This window comes from Cyanobium sp. Aljojuca 7D2 (genome assembly GCF_024346415.1).
GTDB lineage: Bacteria > Cyanobacteriota > Cyanobacteriia > PCC-6307 > Cyanobiaceae > Cyanobium_A.
Genome location: NZ_JAGQCX010000001.1, coordinates 174,174 through 189,043, shown reverse-complemented (window position 1 = coordinate 189,043; position 14,870 = coordinate 174,174). Strand labels below are relative to the sequence as shown.

Sequence of the window (14,870 nt, the reverse complement as noted above, 5' to 3'; positions counted from 1 at the left end):
CTGTGGCACGATCACAACTCTGATCCAGGCCTGGCTGCTGTGAGCGACGCACCCCGCTACCAACCCCAGGCCCTTGAATCCCGCTGGCAGCAGCAGTGGGATGCCGCCGGGCAACACCGCACGCCCGCTGCTGATGGCGAGCCCTATTACGCCCTGTCGATGTTTCCCTATCCCTCAGGGAACCTGCACATGGGCCATGTGCGCAACTACGTGATCACCGATGTGATCGCCCGGGTGCAGCGCATGCGCGGCAAACAGGTGTTGCATCCGATGGGCTGGGATGCCTTTGGCCTGCCGGCGGAGAACGCCGCGATCGAGCGGGGCATCGATCCGGGCGTGTGGACCGATCAGAACATCGCCTCCATGCGCGCCCAGCTGCAACGCCTGGGTCTCTCGATCGACTGGGACCGGGAGGTGGCCACCTGCCACGCCGATTACTACCGCTGGACCCAGTGGCTGTTCCTGCAGTTTCTGGAGGCCGGCCTGGCCTATCAGAAAGACGCCACGGTCAACTGGGATCCGATCGACCAGACGGTGCTCGCCAACGAGCAGGTGGACAGCGAAGGCCGCTCCTGGCGCTCCGGTGCCCTGGTGGAGAAGCGCAAGCTGCGCCAGTGGTTTCTGAAGATCACCGCCTACGCCGACCAGCTGCTCGACGACCTGCCCAAGCTGCAGGGCTGGCCGGAGCGGGTGCGCACCATGCAGGCCAACTGGATCGGCCGGAGCACCGGCGCCGAGCTCAGCTTCCCGGTGGTGGATGGCGAAGGCGCAGACACCGGCGAACACATCACCGTGTTCACCACCCGGCCGGACACAATCTTTGGTGCCTCCTATGTGGTGCTCGCCCCCGAGAATCCGCTGGTGGCCTCACTCACCACCTCCGAGCAGGCCCTTCATGTGGAGGCTTTCTGTGACCTGGTGAGCCGCCAGAGCGAGCAGGAGCGCACGGCCGACGACAAACCCAAGCGCGGCGTGCCGATCGGCGCACAGGTGCGCAACCCTGCCAGCGGCGAACTAATCCCCCTCTGGATCGCCGACTACGTGCTGGCCGACTACGGCACCGGTGCCGTGATGGGCGTACCCGCCCACGACCAGCGCGATTTCGTGTTTGCCCGCCAGTACGAGCTGCCGGTGCGCCAGGTGATCATTCCCGAGGGCAGCGATGAACACGCCTATGAGGGCGGCGCCTGGACTGAAGCCGGCGTGCTGATCCACTCCGGCCGCTTCGATGGCCTAGCCAGCGCAGAGGCCAAAACCGCCATCACCGCCGCGGCGGAAGCCGAGGGCTGGGGTTGGGCCCGCACCACCTATCGCCTGCGCGACTGGCTGATCTCCCGCCAGCGCTACTGGGGCTGCCCGATCCCGGTGATCCATTGCGAGAGCTGCGGCGTGGTGCCCGTGCCTGCGGAACAGCTGCCGGTGGAGCTGCCCAAGGGCGCCAACCTTGAGGGCAAGGGCGGCTCGCCCCTGGCCCAGCTCGAGAGCTGGTGGCGTGTCGATTGCCCCTGCTGCGGTAAGCCCGCCCGGCGCGAAACCGACACCATGGACACGTTCATGTGCTCCAGCTGGTATTTCCTGCGCTACAGCGATCCCCATAACACGGCCCTGCCCTTCAACCGCGAGGCGGTGGATTCCTGGCTGCCGGTGGACCAGTACGTGGGCGGCATCGAGCATGCCATCCTGCACCTGCTCTACTCGCGCTTCTTCACCAAGGTGCTGCGCGATCGGAGCCTGCTGGGCTTCGATGAGCCCTTCGCGCGCCTGCTCACCCAGGGCATGGTGCAGGGCATCACCTACAAGAACCCCCAGACCGGCAAATACATCGCCCCGGCCGATGTGGCCGATCCCAGCGATCCCCGTGATCCGATCACGGGCGAGGTGCTGGAAACGTTCTACGAAAAGATGTCGAAGTCGAAGTACAACGGCGTGGATCCGGCCGTGGTGATCGACAAATACGGCGCTGACACCGCCCGCATGTTCATCCTGTTCAAGGCGCCGCCCGAGAAGGATCTCGAGTGGGATGACGCCGATGTGGAGGGTCAGTTCCGCTTCCTGCAGCGCCTCTGGCGCCTAGTGGATGGGGCCGTAGGCAAGGGCCTGGGGCTGGGCCTGACACTGGGTGATGACGATGACAGCTCCAGCACCGCGTCCAGCAGCCTCAGCCCGGAGGACAAGGCGCTGCGCCGCGCCGTTCACACCGCCATCAGCGAGATCAGCGACGACCTCGACGGCGACTATCAGTTCAATACGGCCGTCTCAGAGCTGATGAAGCTGAGCAACGCCATGGGTGAGCACCTGCAGGGGGCTTCCGCGGCCGTGGCCTCCGAAGCCCTCAATACCCTGCTGGTGCTGCTGGCGCCATTCGCGCCGCACCTGGCCGAGGAGCTCTGGCAGAGGTTGGGGGGCAATCCCGATGGCCAAACGAGCGTGCACCACCAGGCCTGGCCGAGTGCCGATACCAGTGCCCTGGTGCGCGACACGATTCCACTGGTGATCCAGGTGAAGGGGAAGGTGCGCGGCAACCTCGAAGTGCCCGCCGACGCCGACAAGGCCACGTTGGAGCGGCTGGCCCTGGACAGTGACATCGCCGCCAAATGGCTGGAAGGCAAACCCCCCAGCCGAGTCATCGTGGTGCCAGGCAAGCTCGTCAACCTGGTGCCCTAAGGCCTCAGATCAGAACCACTCGGCGACTGCGTCCTCCACGGTGTTGACGTTGGCTTCGGGGGTGGAACGGCTGAACTCGAGGGTGATGTGGCGGCGCTGCTCACCATCGGCCGCCACTGCCGTGATCGGATACTGCTGATGACCATCACGGAACGGCACCTGGATGCGGAAGGTGCCGTCTTCGGCGAGGGGTACCAGTTCCTCGCCGATGCGCAGGGTGGCCGATGGATCGGTGGCGCCGTAGACGATCAACTCGGCATCGGCAACCAGCCAGAAGGAGCGCTGGCGTGAGGCGACCCCACCGGCACCCGAGGCCGTGCGGCCGCTGGCCCAAAGGCCAGCACCGGAGGCGTTGAGCCCCTGGCTGGAATCGGCGAAGGTATCCACCTCATGGAAGGCTTCCGAACCGCGACCCGTCGCCCGCCAGGTGGAGGTGGCCACCTGGTAAACGCGCTCGTGGATTCCCGGTGCGGCCTCGGAGATCAGCGGCGCAGCCGGGGCCTCGGTCACCGGAGCCTCGAGGGTGAAGGGCACGAATTGATCCAGGATCAGCTCGCTGGGATGGAGCGAGGGCACGTGGGCCACGGCGGAAAACGCCAAGGAACGCCAAGCACCGCCCGCAACCCGATAGCCCAGTTCAACCCGGTAGGCCCGGTCACTCAGGGGAACTGGCAGGTACCACTCAGTGGCGTGGCTGTTGACCACCACTTCCTGCATGGTGTGGGGATGGGCGCCGCCTTCACCGAGGCCGGTGACATCAGCGATGCGCAACACCAACTGGTTGGCTCCGTCGGCCATCGCCTGACGTCGATCGGCATCAGAGAGCTCCCAGAACACATAGGCCCACTGGGGATCACGGGGCAGAAAGACCACGGAGGTCTGGGCCTCCGGGCGAGGGGCCGGAGCCATGCCCGCCTCCAGGGCGCGGAGGTCGGCCGGGCCCTGCCCAGGCTCGCCCGGAGAGGGCGCCTGACGCTCGATGGCCCGCAACAACTGGTCTTTCAGCATGCGGCTGTAGCGCCCGATGCCGAGATTGCTGGCCAAGTGGCGCAACTGCCGCAGGGTGAGGTCGCTCGCCTCAAGGCTGTCACCGGACATCGGAAAACCTGAGGAGCTCGCCACTGCGCATTCGGCAAAAGGTGCGGCAATTTTGTCTGCGTTCCGCCCTTTTGGACGGGCGTGTCAGCAGATCACGATCGGGGAGCAGCAAGCCAGGGCCTCCGCTCAGCTTTGCTGTCAGCGGGAGCAAACCAAACCATCACGGCCGTGGTGAAGGGATGGGGCCTCAGTCGTGACCGCTGAGCTGCACCCAGCAGCGCGGCAGCACCTCACCGGAGGGAAACACCAGATGATCCTTGCGCACGGGCCCCGGATCCTGTAGCTCCTCTCCGGCATGGAGACGCACCAGCACATCGGCAACAAAAGGATCCAAAAGCTGCCTCAGATCGAGCACCTCCACCAGGCTCTCGTCGTCGGCATCACGCAATTTGAGAAACATCAATCCCCCCTTCCATCGCTGTTATCAGTCTGATGGGATCTTCCGGAGTTGGACGCACACGATCATGCAGCTCGGGTGCTGCAACATGCTTTGGATCAAACCTTTTGACTGAGCCGCCACAACTCATTGACGTGCTCGCCAGATTCCACTGCCCGCAGGCGCTTGACCAGCTCAAACACCTCACTGGCGGCCAGCTCACCGTTGTCTTGCCACTCCAGGCTGCGGGGCTCAAACAGATCACCGCTGGAGTTGAGCTCCTCCCGGGAAGCCATGACGAAACCGCACGTTTTATGGACCCTATGGAGATTTGGAGCTGATCGAGGCTGGAGCCGCAGGTTTTCTACGGAAGATTGTGTGAAGAACACCGCCTAACGGGTCTGAGCCCCCCTGGGGCATCGCCAAGGTGCAGCGGCCGAGAGCGGCCTGCTTCAAACCCTCCTAGGCCTGACGACCTAGGCCTGATCCAACTTGGCCGCGAGCACCGCATCGGCGCGGGTGAGTCCATCGACCTTGTGGGTGTACACCAGCGCTTCAGCGTGGCCCCAGCCCAGGGTGAATTCAGCGTGATGGCCCTGGGCCTCGCAGATCGCGCCAGCACGGTTAACCCAGTCGAGGGCCTGCTGAAAATCGGCAAAGGTCCAGGCCTTGTGCAGGTGGTGCGCCTCGATCACCTCCCAACCCGGCAGCTCCGGCAGCAGGGCGGCGAGTTCGGTGTCGCTGAGGGTGGGCGCACCGTCGGTGCAGGGGATGCAGGTTTCCTGAGAGAGAGCCATGGGATCGCAGCCAGTCGGGATCCATCAATCATGGCGAGATCAGCCTTTTGCGCTCACACCATTGCCAGCGACGAAACCCTGGTGGTGCCGGATGCACGCCAGGATCCACGCTTCTGCACCAACCCCCTGGTTGTGCAGGATCCGAAGATCTGCTTCTACGCGGGCGCGCCCCTGCAGAGCAGCAACGGTCACAACCTCGGCACGCTCTGCGTCATCGATCGATTGCCGCGCCATTTCAGTGGCAATCAGGTGCGCTTGCTGGAGGACCTGGCCCAACTGGTGTCCAGGGAACTCGAGCTGCGCCGCCAGGCGATCGTGCATCCGATCAGCGGCTTTGTGCAGCGGAGCAGCTTTCTGGAGCAAGCGGAGCCGGAGCTCGGTCGCGCCCGTCTGAGCGGCCAGCCCCTGGCCCTGCTGGCTTTGCAGATCGACCACTTCAGCCAGGTGCGGCACCGCTGGGGCCAAGCGACCTCCGACCAGGCTTTGCGCGATGTGGCGGCTTTCCTCAACTCCCAGCTCCTCCCCCAGGACCTGATCGGCCAGATCGGCGACCAGGATTTCGCCCTGTTGATGGTGAACGTCGATTTGGAACCCGCCATGGAACGGGCTGAGGCGATCCGCTGCGGTATCAGCGAGCTGCCCGGGGTGTTTCGCAGCAGTGGCTATCGCCTCGAAATCAGCGGTGGCCTCACCCTGCTGGCTCCGGACGATCAGCACGCGGCGGATCTGCTGCTGCGGGCGGAACGGGCCCTGTTTCTGGCCCAGGGCAACGGCCACAACCAGATCGCCGATCTGCTGCTCTAAGGCCACAACCAGCAAGACCCTCCTAGGCTGAATCGACCCACGCCATTCAGCGGCCGTTGTTTCATCAACGACCGTTTCTAGGGTTGTTGATTGGCCCGGTTTCCCTGATGCAGTCGCCCCTTCGCTCCGCCGCTAGTCCAGAGGGGCCGGGAGCAGCTTTCAGCCTGATCATCGCGGTGGTGGTGGGACTGGCGATCCTGCTGAGCCAGACCGTCTTCATTGTTCCGGCCGGCAACGTGGCCGTGGTCACCACCCTCGGCAAGGTGACCGGTGTTCCGCGCAATCCCGGCGCCAACATCAAGGCGCCGCTGGTGCAGAACACCTCGCTGTTTGACGTGCGCACCCAGGTGCGACCCGAGCAGTTTTCCACCCTGACCAAGGATCTGCAGGTGATCCAGGCCACGGCGACGGTGAAATATGCGATGAAACCGGCCGAAGCGGGGCGCATCTACGAAACGATCGCCACCGACGACCAGCAGATTTACCCCCGGGTGATTCAGCCATCCCTGCTCAAGGCGCTGAAATCCGTGTTCTCGCAATATGAGCTGGTGACGATCGCCACGGAGTGGAACTCCATTTCCGAGCTGGTGCAGGAGAAGGTGGCGGAGGAACTGCGCAAATTCGACTACGTCACCGTGCAGGGCCTCGACCTGACGGGCCTGCAGATCGCCGAGGAATACCGCGCCGCCATCGAGCAGAAGCAGATCGCCGAGCAGCAGCTGCTGCGGGCCCAAACCGAAGTGCTGATCGCCGAACAGGAAGCCAAGCGCTACGAGACGCTCAACACCAGCCTCGATGACCAGGTGCTCTACAAGCTCTTCCTCGACAAGTGGGATGGCCAGACCTCCGTGGTGCCGGCGCTGCCCGGTGCCGCAGGCGGCTCTGGCAACGCGGTGATCGTCAACGGACGCCGCTAAACGTGGGTGGGCCCACGCAACTGATCTGCCTTGAAGACCTTCCTTGTCACCGGTGCCAACCGGGGCATCGGCCTCGAGTACTGCCGCCAGCTGCAGGAGCGGGGGGAGGAGGTGATCGCCGTCTGCCGCACCCCCTCACCTGAGCTGGAGGCACTGGGGGTGCGCATCGAGGCGGGGGTGGACCTCACCCGTGAGGCCGCCGTTGCCGATCTGGTGGATCGGCTGGCGGGCCTGCCGCTGGATGGGGTGATTCTCAACGCCGGCGTGCTGGAGGCCACCAGCCTCGAGCACCTGGATCCAGACAGCCTTCGCCGCCAGTTTGAGGTGAATGCCCTGGCACCACTGCGGCTCACCCATGCCCTGCTGCCCCAGCTGCAGCGCGGCTCGAAGCTGGTTCTGATGACCAGCCGCATGGGATCCATCGACGACAACACGTCCGGCGGCTCCTACGGCCACCGGATGTCGAAGGTGGCGTTGAACATGGCCGGCACATCGCTGGCGATCGACCTGAAGCCCCGGGGCATCGCCGTGGCGATCCTGCACCCCGGCCTGGTGCGCACCCGGATGATCAACTTCAACCCCCAGGGGATCAGCCCGGAGGAGTCGGTGCGCGGACTGCTAGCCCGCATCGATGCCCTCACCCTGGACAACTCCGGCAGCTTCTGGCATGCCAATGGGGAGCGGTTGCCCTGGTAAGTAGCTCCAGACCCTTCAGCAGCCGCAGCCCGTTGGCGATCACGCAGGATTGCTGCAGCACTGATCGGCAGGTTGGGGGCAGCTCGTCATGGGCTCTGGCGTCTTGCCTAAGACCATGTTGTTCAGGTCTGTCGTTATGGCTCAAACCACCACTCCCGCCCCAACCCCATTGCATGCCTCCGCGCGGATTCTGTTGATGCTGGGCACCGCGATCCTGATCGGCGAGGTGGCCGCAGGCCCGGCCAAAAAACTCCTGGAAGCCCGCGCCAGCCACCGGTTGAGCGTCAACGAAGACGGCGAACCTGCGGATTAGCTGCCCCCGCCACAACGCTTCTCCGCCAGCCAGCGCACCAGGGCCTTGCGGGGATCGCTGAGGTCGTCAATCGAGCCGTAGAGGTAATCCTGCCAACCGTGCTGCGGCAGGCCGCTGAACACCATCAGGTTGAGCGGATAGTCCTCCGAATCGCTGCAGCGGCGGAAGTCGTCGCGATACAGAAACACCGGTTTGCCCAGGGCGATCGCCGCCCCCAGCTCCAGCATCACCCCCTCATCGGGAGGCGTTCCATTCACGATCGCGAGCAAAGCATCGGCGTCGCGCACGTCCTGCAGGTCGGCCTGGGCCACCCGCCAGGCCCAGCCCTCCTGCGCCAGATCCACCTGGCCATTGCGGCTGAAGGGCTCCCACACCTCCAGCCCCAGGGCCTCGAGGGCGGTGATGAAATCCGGCAGCAAACGCTCGCGCCAGTGGGGCGAGAAGCCGTAGGGCGAGGCGAGGTAGAGGGTGGGGCGAGGCATCGCGGGCAGGGCTCAGATCAGCTGCGCGAGCTGCGGTAGCGCTGCTCATCGGCGGCGGCGGCGGCCTGGGTTTCCCACGGAAACACGATCCAGTCGCTGGAGCTGGTCACCTCCACGGCATGCCACCACTGCGGTTCTGCCTTGCTGATCCACACCACGGCCTGGGCCTCGGGCAGCTGCCGGTGGGCCTCCAGGGTGAGGCCGGTCTCGTAGACATCGTCAACCAGCAGGCAACCAGGGCGGGCATCGGGCAGGAGGGGCAGCTCGAGCCGGTGGCTCAGGGCCACCGCCAAACACAGGCCACCGCGGGGAATGCCGTGAATGCCGCTGAAGCGGCGCTCGGCGCAGCGGGCGGCGATGTGATCGGCGATGTGATCCACGGCGCGATCGAAATCGCTCCAGCTGAGCAGGCGCATGGTGCTGGTGCTGGCGCCCATCAGGCCACAAAGCGCTTGTAGAGCCAGCGCACGAAGCCGCCCACCAGCGGCACCGGCGCAAAGGTGGGGCCCACGAAGTCGAAGTAGTCGCGGTGGTCAACGATGCGGCCATCAGCTCCGAAGCGCAGCCGACTGGTGCCGGGATAGAGAAATTCGATCCCCTTGATCTTCAGGCCCATGCGCCATTCCACGAAGGCGGTGTCGCCATCAATGGCCACCGCATCGGCCTCCAGAAACACGTCGTCGCAACGTTGCACCAGCCCCTGCTGGGCGGCGATGTAGGCATCCACGCCATCTTTGCTCTGGGTGGGGTCTTCGAAGTGCACGGTTTCGGCATACACCTGCCGCCACTGCTCAGCCGAGGGCGCGGCCACGCCGTAGGGCTTGGTAAACAGCTGGCGCAGGCTGTCGTGGTTGAAGGGCGGGGTCAGGGGTGCGGACATATCAGGAGGGGCAGAACTGGTGGTCACGATTGTGCTGCCGCATCAGGAGCCTGCCCTTCGGCACCAGGGGCCCCGCGGCGGCGACGGCAGCGGTCGGAGCAGTAACGCACCTCGTCCCACACGTCCTTCCACTTTTTGCGCCACTGGAAGGGGCGCTGGCACACGGGGCAGATTTTGGTGGGGCGCTCAGCGTGGTGGGGCATCGCAGCGGTGGGGCATCAGAGCGGGGGCAGGGTTAGGGATTGAGGCGCTGCTCCGCCCAGCCATCCTCGCGGCACCAGCGGCGGCGGTGATGGGGGTGGTTGGTGAGCTCCAGCAGCTCCACTTGCTCCACGCCGATCCGCAGCAGCTGGAAGCAGATGGGGATCGGCAGCTCATCGCCGAGTTCGGCAGGGAAGCACGCCTCGGCCTCAAGCGGCTCGCCCGGCGCCGGCCAGCCCCAGAGGGCCCGGCCGCCCGGGGTGAGGCCCTGCCAGTGGCGTTGCCGCTCGCGGGCCTCCAGCTCCGCCGGAAGGTGCAGCACCGCACCGCGCAGACGGAACTGGCAGCGGGCCTTGGGCAGCAGCCAGCCCAGCTCCACCGCCGGCTGGTGGAGTAGCTCAGCAGCCTTGGCGCTGCGGCCATCGGTGAGCAGATCCAGCTCCGTTGCGCCGGCCCAGCCGCGGAACACCAGGGTGCGCAACCGCGGCGTGCCATCGGCCGCCACGGTGGCCAGCTGCACCCAGCGGGCCTGGGGGGAGCGCCCCTCCCGTTCGCGTGCGCCACGCAGCAGGGGCCGCCAGGGCGGCAGGGGATCAGCGCTGGCCATGGAGGGCGGCCTCACCCCGGCGGTGGATCTCCGTGGCGTAGTCGGTCCAGGTGCCCTGGCCCCAGTAGCGGAAGCAGCTGGTTTGGAGCAGCAGCAGCTGCAGCAGGGCCTCTTGATAGGGCGCACTGCGCGTGACGGCGGGATCGGCCGCCACCAGGGCATCGAAACGCTGGTGAAAGTCAGCGCTGAAGCGGTTCATCGGCTCCAGCACGTTGGCGTAGCCCTCCACCCAGCTGAGGTTGTTGGTCCAGGAGGCGCCGGCCATCGAGAAGCTGGAATCGCCGGCCTGGAGATCGGCGATGGCGGCCTGCACGGACTCCGGGCTGGCGGGCCCATCCAGGTGTTGCCACAACTTGTGCTGCTGCACCGCCTGAATCTGGGGGTAGGCGTCAGACGTCACACCGGCAGCGTCGAGCAGTTCGAGGTATTCCGTGCCGTTGAGGGCCACCGTGCGCCCGCCTCCAGCACCGCCCTCGCCCGCCAACTTGCGGTGGGCCTGGAGAAAGGCCTGGGGGAATTCGTTCATCATCACGCCACCGTTTTCGCCGTCGGCGATCTGGGAGACGAGGGCGGGAACGGTGGTGTCGCCCAGCGGCATGCGCCCGAGGCTGAGCGCTTCGTAGCAGGGTTGCATCTGGCCCACCAGCTTGGTGTCGGAGCCCTGGGTTTTGATCAGGGCGGTGATGCTCACCGTGTCGCCGCTGGAGCTGCGTGCCACCAGCTGATTGGGGATGTACTTCTGCGCGTGGCTGAGGCCGGAGCCATCGAGGTTTTCGACGCTGTGTTCCTGCACCAGCAGCCAGCGGTAGCCGCACTCGCGCAGGGCCTTGACGAATTCATAGAGGGTGTCGGGGTGGTTGGGCAGGTGCATCTCCGGCGGTGAGAAGCCCTTCACCCGCTGCAGGGCCGCATCACCAAACAGGGCGGCGAAATGCTGCTGCCAGGCCAGGATCTGCAGCTTCAGATCAGGAATCGGCGTGGAGGGAGCCACGGCGTGGCTCCAGAAGGTGCCGAGCCACTCCACGTGGGATTGCATGCTGGGATCGCAGGCCAGAAAGCGCAGCGCCTCGAGGATGTCGGCGCGGCCCATCTGCTCAAACCCCCAGAGCAGATTGCCGGAGTAATCGAGCGTGATCCGCGGATTGCAGCCTTCGCCGATCAACTGGGGAATCAGCTCGGCCAGACGCCGGTAGCACTGGGCGAAGGGTTCGGCGTTGTGGTTATCGCCCTCGCCGGGATGCTCGAGCATGTACTGCAGATGGGAGATCAGCTCCCCATTGGCCCCGGCCGGAATCGTGGGCTGGTGCATGTGCAACGCACAGGAGAAGGCCGAGTGGATCTCCGCAAAATCGAGGCTGGTGCGGGGCAGAAACACGGGCTGGTGGTGCTGCACCAGGGCCAGGATCTCGGCTTCGCGGCCAGCGATCGGCGGCAGGGCATTGGAACTCATCCAGATCAGGCAGACCAGCCGCCGCAGTCTGCAGGGAGCGGCGCGTCCGAACCTGGACCAACCCGGGTTTTCGAGCGGTAGGGTCGGGGCAGACAAGGAGCTGTGGTGACGCTCGAGCAGCTCAAACACTTCCTGGCCCGCGTGCAGCGTGATCCGGCCCTGAAGCGGCAGGTGGAAGACGCGATCACGGCCGACGAAGTGGCGCTGCTGGCCCAGGAGCTCGGCTTTTCAGTGTCTGGAAGCGACATCCTGCGCTTCTCCGGCCAGTCCGCCTCGGGGGTGCGGGTGCGTCGGATCGATCATCCGGGCGAGTATCCCGGCCGCTACTACTGAATCCCGGGCCGCCGCCCGGGCAGCTCACCATGACCCGATACCAGATCCTCCGCGACGACGGCATCCGCGACGGCATCGCCGGCCAGGTGTTCGCGAGCTACGGCGCAGCCCACGCGGTGCTGGAGCGGTATTACGCCGATCTGTGCTGCTCCGACGATCGCGAGTACTACCGGATTGAGGCTGTGGACGAGGAGCCTGGTGGAGCCTCCAAGGTGGAACACGATGGTTGAGCCGTTGCCTCTGGCACCTCGGCCCCTGCCCAGCACCGGGGCCAGCACGGGCGCGCTCGAGGCCCTGGCGTTTTTCCGCGACGCAGACTTCGCCCAGCAGCGCTTTGAGCAGTTCGGCAACGTGTACGAAACGCGGCTGCTGGGCCAACCGCTGGTGTTCATCCGCGGCGGCCAGGCGATCACCGATCTGCTGGCCCAGCCCGACGCCACCGAGGGCTGGTGGCCAGAGAGTGTGCGCCAGCTGCTGGGAAGCCGTTCGCTGGCGAACCGCAATGGCGCCGACCACCGCGCCCGACGGCGGGTGGTGGGGCAGTTGTTTTCGGCGGCGGCGCTGCGGCGGTACACACCCGCGATCGTGACGCTGGTGGAGGAGCTGGCCGCGGAGCTCAAGGCCGCCACCACACCGGTGCCGCTGGTGGCGCGCATGCACCGCTTTGCCTTCACGGTGATCGCCACGGTGGTGCTGGGTCTGGAGGGCGACGACCGCGATGCCTTGTTTGCCGACTTTGAAATCTGGACCCGCGCCCTGTTTTCGATTCCGATTGCGCTGCCCGGCAGCCCCTTTTCCCGAGCGCTGCAGGCCCGCAGCCGCTTGCTGGCACGCCTCGCCGGGGTGCTGGAGCGGGCCCGCCAGCAAGTGGCGGCTGGAGAACCCCTGGCCGGAGGCCTGGATCTGCTCAGTGGCGGCCTCGATGAAGCAGGCCTGCCGCTTACCGACGACGACCTGGTGGAGCAGTTGCTGCTGCTGCTCTTCGCCGGCTACGAAACCACCGCCTCCTCCTTGAGCTGCCTGATGGCGGCGGTGCTGCAGCACCCGGAGGTGCTCCCCTGGCTTCAAGCCGAGCTCGATGGCCTGAGCTGGCCGCTGGCTGAGCAGGAGGCCACACCCCGGCTTTCGGCCGTGGTGCAGGAGGTGATGCGGCTCAACCCGCCGGTGGGCGGCTTCTTCCGCCGCACCACCCGAGACCTGGTGCTCGATGGCGTGCTGGTGCCAGCGGGCCGGGTGGTGCAGGTGGCCCTAGCTGCCTCAAACCGCTTCCGCAGCGCTGCCGACGGCGGCTCTGATGGTGGTGCAGGCAGCGACGATCTGGAGCAGTTCCGGCCGGAACGCCACCTCAACGGAGAGAACGGCCTCACCCTGCTGCCCTATGGCGGGGGGGAGCGGGTGTGCCTGGGCAAGGCCCTGGCCGAGCTGGAGATCCGCCTGATAGCGGTGGGCCTGCTGCGGCAACTGACCCTGCAGCTGGAGCCGGATCAGGACCTCAGCCTGCAACTGATCCCCAGCCCCAGCCCACGAGATGGCTTGCTGGTGCGGGCTGAGGCCAGGAGCTGAACCGCACCCCTCTGCAACGAAACGGAAGCAATCCGGCGGATCGTGTGGTATCAACCGCTACTAAGCGCTTAAATAGGGATACGTTGATCCACCCAGCGGTGGATGCAGATCGTTCCGCGCCAGGCAACGGGGACGCGGACACTGTGGAGAGCGTGATGAACGTGCTCGAACTGATCCGCACCCGGATCCTCAAGGCCCAGCGCCTTGACGACGCCCAGTACCTGATGGCCAAGTCCTACCGAGGCGTGCCCTACGTGGATGCCCACCACGACGAGCCCAAGCCCGACGAGGTGACCAAACAGCTCACCTACCGCGGCCATCACTACGCCCACCATTGATCGGCTGAGTTTTCAGCCGATCAGCAATCACAGGGGGCCGCAAGGCCCCTTTTTTTGTGCCGAATGCTCAGCCGAGGTCGGTGGAACGGGGTGAGCACATGGCGGAATTGGCACGATTGCCGGCAGCACGCTTTCCAAGGCCTGCTTGGCCAGCTTCAGATCATGGCTCCCTTGCATCCGCAGCCAGAAGCCCTCGCTAAGGCCGAAGAAACGGCTCAGGCGCAGATCGGTATCGGCAGTGATCGCCCGCCGTCCTTTGACGATTGCGTTGATGCGGCTCTCCGGTACGCCGATCGCCAGCGCCAACCGGTACTGGCTGATCGCCATGGGCCGCAGAAACTCCTCCAGCAGCACCTCCCCCGGGGGCACGAGCATTACGTCAGTGGTAGTCGACGATCTCGACCTCCTCTGGCCCGGCTTCCGTCCAGACAAAGCAGAGCCGGAACTGGTCGTTGATGCGGATGCTGTGCTGGCCATGGCGGTTACCCCTGAGCGGCTCCAAGCGATTGCCTGGTGGAACTTGTAGATCGTTGAGGCAGGCGGCCGCATCGAGGATGGCGAGCTTGCGGAAAGCCACGCGAGCGAAGCTTCCAAAGCGGCGCCCCGGCTTCCCTCCAAAGAGGGCGTGGGTGTCGCGGCAACGAAACGACCTGATCACACCATTACCTTACCCCCGCTGTACGTAGGCACGCCAGGCAGTAGGACAGGGCGAAAGCGATCACGCGCTGACATGGCGGCCTGGATTGGCTGTGTTCGTTCCTCTCCCTACCAGTGCCACCCCCTGTCACAACCGCCAGGATTCCTCCATGCCCCCACACCGCTCCCCCACCTACGAGCGCCTCCGCACCTACAACGCTGAGCGGATGCGGATGAGCCACATCTATCAGCCGCTGATGCTCATGGAGCTGCTTGGAAGGAGCAGCCCGCCGCCGGCGGAGGACATCGCCCGTCGGATCCTGGGGGAGGACGCGACTCAGATCGACTACTACACCGAGCGCAACGCGCTGCAGCAGCTGTGCCGCCAGCGACTCGATGCCTTTCGCGAGCAGCGGGGAGAGGAAGTGTTTGCCCACCGCAGCCGCCAGCGCACATCGATCAGCGGCTCGATCAAATACCGGGTGTTGACCCGTGCCCGCTGCCATTGCGAGTGCTGCGGAGCCCATGAGCACCAGCGGGCCCTGGAGGTGGATCACATCATCCCCTAGGCGCAGCCTTCCGCGCAGCGGTGAAACCACGGCGGCTCAGACGACATCAGCAACCTGCAGGCGCTTTGCTTTCGTTGCAATGCCGGTAAGCGCGACACCGACAGCAGCGACTTCCGCGGCCTGCAGGCCAGCTACGGCCACCGCGA

At 65.8% G+C, this 14,870-nt stretch carries 22 protein-coding genes and 1 pseudogene; 11 read left to right on the top strand and 12 right to left on the bottom strand.

Going from position 1 to position 14,870, the window contains the following annotated elements; all coding sequences use genetic code 11:
• Positions 1-2,664: a leucine--tRNA ligase gene (gene leuS, locus KBY57_RS01120; RefSeq protein WP_409996386.1), complete on the top strand. Its 2,664-nt coding sequence runs from the start codon at positions 1-3 to the stop codon at positions 2,662-2,664.
• A gap of 9 nt (positions 2,665-2,673) precedes the next feature.
• On the opposite strand, the gene KBY57_RS01115 is transcribed toward leuS, so the two are convergent.
• The 4 genes from KBY57_RS01115 to KBY57_RS01100 form a co-directional block, all read right to left on the bottom strand.
• Positions 2,674-3,762: a DUF4912 domain-containing protein gene (locus KBY57_RS01115; protein ID WP_254994049.1), complete on the bottom strand. Its 1,089-nt coding sequence runs from the start codon at positions 3,760-3,762 to the stop codon at positions 2,674-2,676.
• A 187-nt stretch (positions 3,763-3,949) separates the two neighbouring features.
• Positions 3,950-4,162, bottom strand: a complete 213-nt coding sequence (locus tag KBY57_RS01110; RefSeq protein ID WP_254994048.1) for an acetyltransferase — start codon at positions 4,160-4,162, stop codon at positions 3,950-3,952.
• Between the two features lie 95 nt (positions 4,163-4,257).
• Positions 4,258-4,434: a hypothetical protein gene (locus KBY57_RS01105; RefSeq protein ID WP_158217068.1), complete on the bottom strand. Its 177-nt coding sequence runs from the start codon at positions 4,432-4,434 to the stop codon at positions 4,258-4,260.
• A 180-nt stretch (positions 4,435-4,614) separates the two neighbouring features.
• Positions 4,615-4,935 (bottom strand): 4a-hydroxytetrahydrobiopterin dehydratase, encoded by a 321-nt coding sequence (locus tag KBY57_RS01100; RefSeq protein ID WP_254994047.1) that lies wholly within the window; start codon positions 4,933-4,935, stop codon positions 4,615-4,617.
• On the opposite strand from KBY57_RS01100, the gene KBY57_RS01095 reads away from it, so the two are divergent.
• The 4 genes from KBY57_RS01095 (at position 4,816) to KBY57_RS01080 (ending at position 7,665) form a co-directional block, all read left to right on the top strand.
• A complete protein-coding gene (locus KBY57_RS01095; RefSeq protein ID WP_254994046.1) occupies positions 4,816-5,739 on the top strand; it encodes a diguanylate cyclase domain-containing protein in 924 nt (307 codons plus the stop codon). The two genes, KBY57_RS01100 and KBY57_RS01095, sit on opposite strands and share 120 nt — an antisense overlap.
• Before the next feature lie 107 nt (positions 5,740-5,846).
• Entirely contained in the window at positions 5,847-6,656 is an 810-nt protein-coding gene (locus KBY57_RS01090) for a prohibitin family protein (RefSeq protein WP_094561196.1), read from the top strand.
• A 30-nt stretch (positions 6,657-6,686) separates the two neighbouring features.
• Positions 6,687-7,352 carry an SDR family oxidoreductase gene (locus KBY57_RS01085; RefSeq protein WP_254994045.1) on the top strand — a complete coding sequence of 222 codons (666 nt, stop codon included), beginning with the start codon at positions 6,687-6,689 and terminating at the stop codon, positions 7,350-7,352.
• A gap of 136 nt (positions 7,353-7,488) precedes the next feature.
• Positions 7,489-7,665 carry a hypothetical protein gene (locus tag KBY57_RS01080; RefSeq protein ID WP_254994044.1) on the top strand — a complete coding sequence of 59 codons (177 nt, stop codon included), beginning with the start codon at positions 7,489-7,491 and terminating at the stop codon, positions 7,663-7,665.
• Here KBY57_RS01080 and KBY57_RS01075 read toward each other — a convergent pair.
• Genes KBY57_RS01075 through KBY57_RS01050 form a run of 6 tightly spaced genes read right to left on the bottom strand, consistent with a single transcriptional unit; the run spans position 7,662 to position 11,285 of the window.
• Positions 7,662-8,147 carry a nucleoside 2-deoxyribosyltransferase gene (locus tag KBY57_RS01075; RefSeq protein WP_254994043.1) on the bottom strand — a complete coding sequence of 162 codons (486 nt, stop codon included), beginning with the start codon at positions 8,145-8,147 and terminating at the stop codon, positions 7,662-7,664. The two genes, KBY57_RS01080 and KBY57_RS01075, sit on opposite strands and share 4 nt — an antisense overlap.
• Positions 8,148-8,164: 17 nt before the next feature.
• Positions 8,165-8,584 carry a phosphoribosyltransferase gene (locus KBY57_RS01070; RefSeq protein WP_315859762.1) on the bottom strand — a complete coding sequence of 140 codons (420 nt, stop codon included), beginning with the start codon at positions 8,582-8,584 and terminating at the stop codon, positions 8,165-8,167.
• Positions 8,584-9,027 carry a nuclear transport factor 2 family protein gene (locus tag KBY57_RS01065; RefSeq protein WP_094561194.1) on the bottom strand — a complete coding sequence of 148 codons (444 nt, stop codon included), beginning with the start codon at positions 9,025-9,027 and terminating at the stop codon, positions 8,584-8,586. The genes KBY57_RS01070 and KBY57_RS01065 overlap by 1 nt, the downstream gene beginning before the upstream one ends.
• Positions 9,028-9,050: 23 nt before the next feature.
• Entirely contained in the window at positions 9,051-9,230 is a 180-nt protein-coding gene (locus tag KBY57_RS01060) for a DUF2256 domain-containing protein (protein ID WP_254994042.1), read from the bottom strand.
• Positions 9,231-9,262: 32 nt separating this feature from the next.
• Positions 9,263-9,835 (bottom strand): pyridoxamine 5'-phosphate oxidase family protein, encoded by a 573-nt coding sequence (locus KBY57_RS01055; RefSeq protein WP_254994041.1) that lies wholly within the window; start codon positions 9,833-9,835, stop codon positions 9,263-9,265.
• A complete protein-coding gene (locus KBY57_RS01050) occupies positions 9,822-11,285 on the bottom strand; it encodes a glycosyl hydrolase family 57 (protein ID WP_254994040.1) in 1,464 nt (487 codons plus the stop codon). The genes KBY57_RS01055 and KBY57_RS01050 overlap by 14 nt, the downstream gene beginning before the upstream one ends.
• 105 nt (positions 11,286-11,390) lie before the next feature.
• On the opposite strand from KBY57_RS01050, the gene KBY57_RS01045 reads away from it, so the two are divergent.
• From KBY57_RS01045 to KBY57_RS01030, 4 genes are all read left to right on the top strand, one after another.
• Entirely contained in the window at positions 11,391-11,618 is a 228-nt protein-coding gene (locus tag KBY57_RS01045) for a Nif11-like leader peptide family natural product precursor (protein WP_254994039.1), read from the top strand.
• 29 nt (positions 11,619-11,647) lie between these two features.
• Positions 11,648-11,848 carry a hypothetical protein gene (locus KBY57_RS01040; RefSeq protein WP_254994038.1) on the top strand — a complete coding sequence of 67 codons (201 nt, stop codon included), beginning with the start codon at positions 11,648-11,650 and terminating at the stop codon, positions 11,846-11,848.
• Complete coding sequence (locus KBY57_RS01035) at positions 11,841-13,181, top strand: cytochrome P450 (protein WP_409996379.1); 1,341 nt, start codon at positions 11,841-11,843, stop codon at positions 13,179-13,181. The genes KBY57_RS01040 and KBY57_RS01035 overlap by 8 nt, the downstream gene beginning before the upstream one ends.
• Positions 13,182-13,336: 155 nt before the next feature.
• Positions 13,337-13,519, top strand: a complete 183-nt coding sequence (locus tag KBY57_RS01030; RefSeq protein ID WP_254994036.1) for a DUF4278 domain-containing protein — start codon at positions 13,337-13,339, stop codon at positions 13,517-13,519.
• 27 nt (positions 13,520-13,546) lie between these two features.
• Here KBY57_RS01030 and KBY57_RS01025 read toward each other — a convergent pair whose 3' ends face one another.
• Together KBY57_RS01025 and KBY57_RS01020 are read right to left on the bottom strand one after the other, a co-directional pair.
• Complete coding sequence (locus KBY57_RS01025) at positions 13,547-13,894, bottom strand: HigA family addiction module antitoxin (protein WP_254994035.1); 348 nt, start codon at positions 13,892-13,894, stop codon at positions 13,547-13,549.
• Between the two features lie 4 nt (positions 13,895-13,898).
• Entirely contained in the window at positions 13,899-14,096 is a 198-nt protein-coding gene (locus KBY57_RS01020; protein WP_315859761.1) for a type II toxin-antitoxin system RelE/ParE family toxin, read from the bottom strand.
• A 229-nt stretch (positions 14,097-14,325) separates the two neighbouring features.
• Here KBY57_RS01020 and KBY57_RS01015 point away from each other — a divergent pair, with 229 nt between their 5' ends.
• Together KBY57_RS01015 and KBY57_RS14345 are read left to right on the top strand one after the other, a co-directional pair.
• Entirely contained in the window at positions 14,326-14,724 is a 399-nt protein-coding gene (locus tag KBY57_RS01015) for an HNH endonuclease (RefSeq protein ID WP_254994033.1), read from the top strand.
• 33 nt (positions 14,725-14,757) lie between these two features.
• Positions 14,758-14,811: pseudogene (locus KBY57_RS14345) on the top strand (HNH endonuclease); the annotation flags it as partial.
• Positions 14,812-14,870: the final 59 nt, after the last annotated feature.

Excerpts from the sequence above, each read along its gene's own strand:
- KBY57_RS01115 (WP_254994049.1), bottom strand. The coding sequence starts at position 3,762 with ATGTCCGGTGACAGCCTTGAGGCGAGCGACCTCACCCTGCGGCAGTTG.
- KBY57_RS01110 (WP_254994048.1), bottom strand. The coding sequence starts at position 4,162 with ATGTTTCTCAAATTGCGTGATGCCGACGACGAGAGCCTGGTGGAGGTG.
- KBY57_RS01105 (WP_158217068.1), bottom strand. The coding sequence starts at position 4,434 with ATGGCTTCCCGGGAGGAGCTCAACTCCAGCGGTGATCTGTTTGAGCCC.
- KBY57_RS01100 (WP_254994047.1), bottom strand. The coding sequence starts at position 4,935 with ATGGCTCTCTCTCAGGAAACCTGCATCCCCTGCACCGACGGTGCGCCC.
- KBY57_RS01090 (WP_094561196.1), top strand. The coding sequence starts at position 5,847 with ATGCAGTCGCCCCTTCGCTCCGCCGCTAGTCCAGAGGGGCCGGGAGCA.
- KBY57_RS01080 (WP_254994044.1), top strand. The coding sequence starts at position 7,489 with ATGGCTCAAACCACCACTCCCGCCCCAACCCCATTGCATGCCTCCGCG.
- KBY57_RS01075 (WP_254994043.1), bottom strand. The coding sequence starts at position 8,147 with ATGCCTCGCCCCACCCTCTACCTCGCCTCGCCCTACGGCTTCTCGCCC.
- KBY57_RS01070 (WP_315859762.1), bottom strand. The coding sequence starts at position 8,584 with ATGGGCGCCAGCACCAGCACCATGCGCCTGCTCAGCTGGAGCGATTTC.
- KBY57_RS01065 (WP_094561194.1), bottom strand. The coding sequence starts at position 9,027 with ATGTCCGCACCCCTGACCCCGCCCTTCAACCACGACAGCCTGCGCCAG.
- KBY57_RS01060 (WP_254994042.1), bottom strand. The coding sequence starts at position 9,230 with ATGCCCCACCACGCTGAGCGCCCCACCAAAATCTGCCCCGTGTGCCAG.
- KBY57_RS01055 (WP_254994041.1), bottom strand. The coding sequence starts at position 9,835 with ATGGCCAGCGCTGATCCCCTGCCGCCCTGGCGGCCCCTGCTGCGTGGC.
- KBY57_RS01050 (WP_254994040.1), bottom strand. The coding sequence starts at position 11,285 with ATGAGTTCCAATGCCCTGCCGCCGATCGCTGGCCGCGAAGCCGAGATC.
- KBY57_RS01040 (WP_254994038.1), top strand. The coding sequence starts at position 11,648 with ATGACCCGATACCAGATCCTCCGCGACGACGGCATCCGCGACGGCATC.
- KBY57_RS01035 (WP_409996379.1), top strand. The coding sequence starts at position 11,841 with ATGGTTGAGCCGTTGCCTCTGGCACCTCGGCCCCTGCCCAGCACCGGG.
- KBY57_RS01030 (WP_254994036.1), top strand. The coding sequence starts at position 13,337 with ATGAACGTGCTCGAACTGATCCGCACCCGGATCCTCAAGGCCCAGCGC.
- KBY57_RS01025 (WP_254994035.1), bottom strand. The coding sequence starts at position 13,894 with ATGCTCGTGCCCCCGGGGGAGGTGCTGCTGGAGGAGTTTCTGCGGCCC.
- KBY57_RS01015 (WP_254994033.1), top strand. The coding sequence starts at position 14,326 with ATGCCCCCACACCGCTCCCCCACCTACGAGCGCCTCCGCACCTACAAC.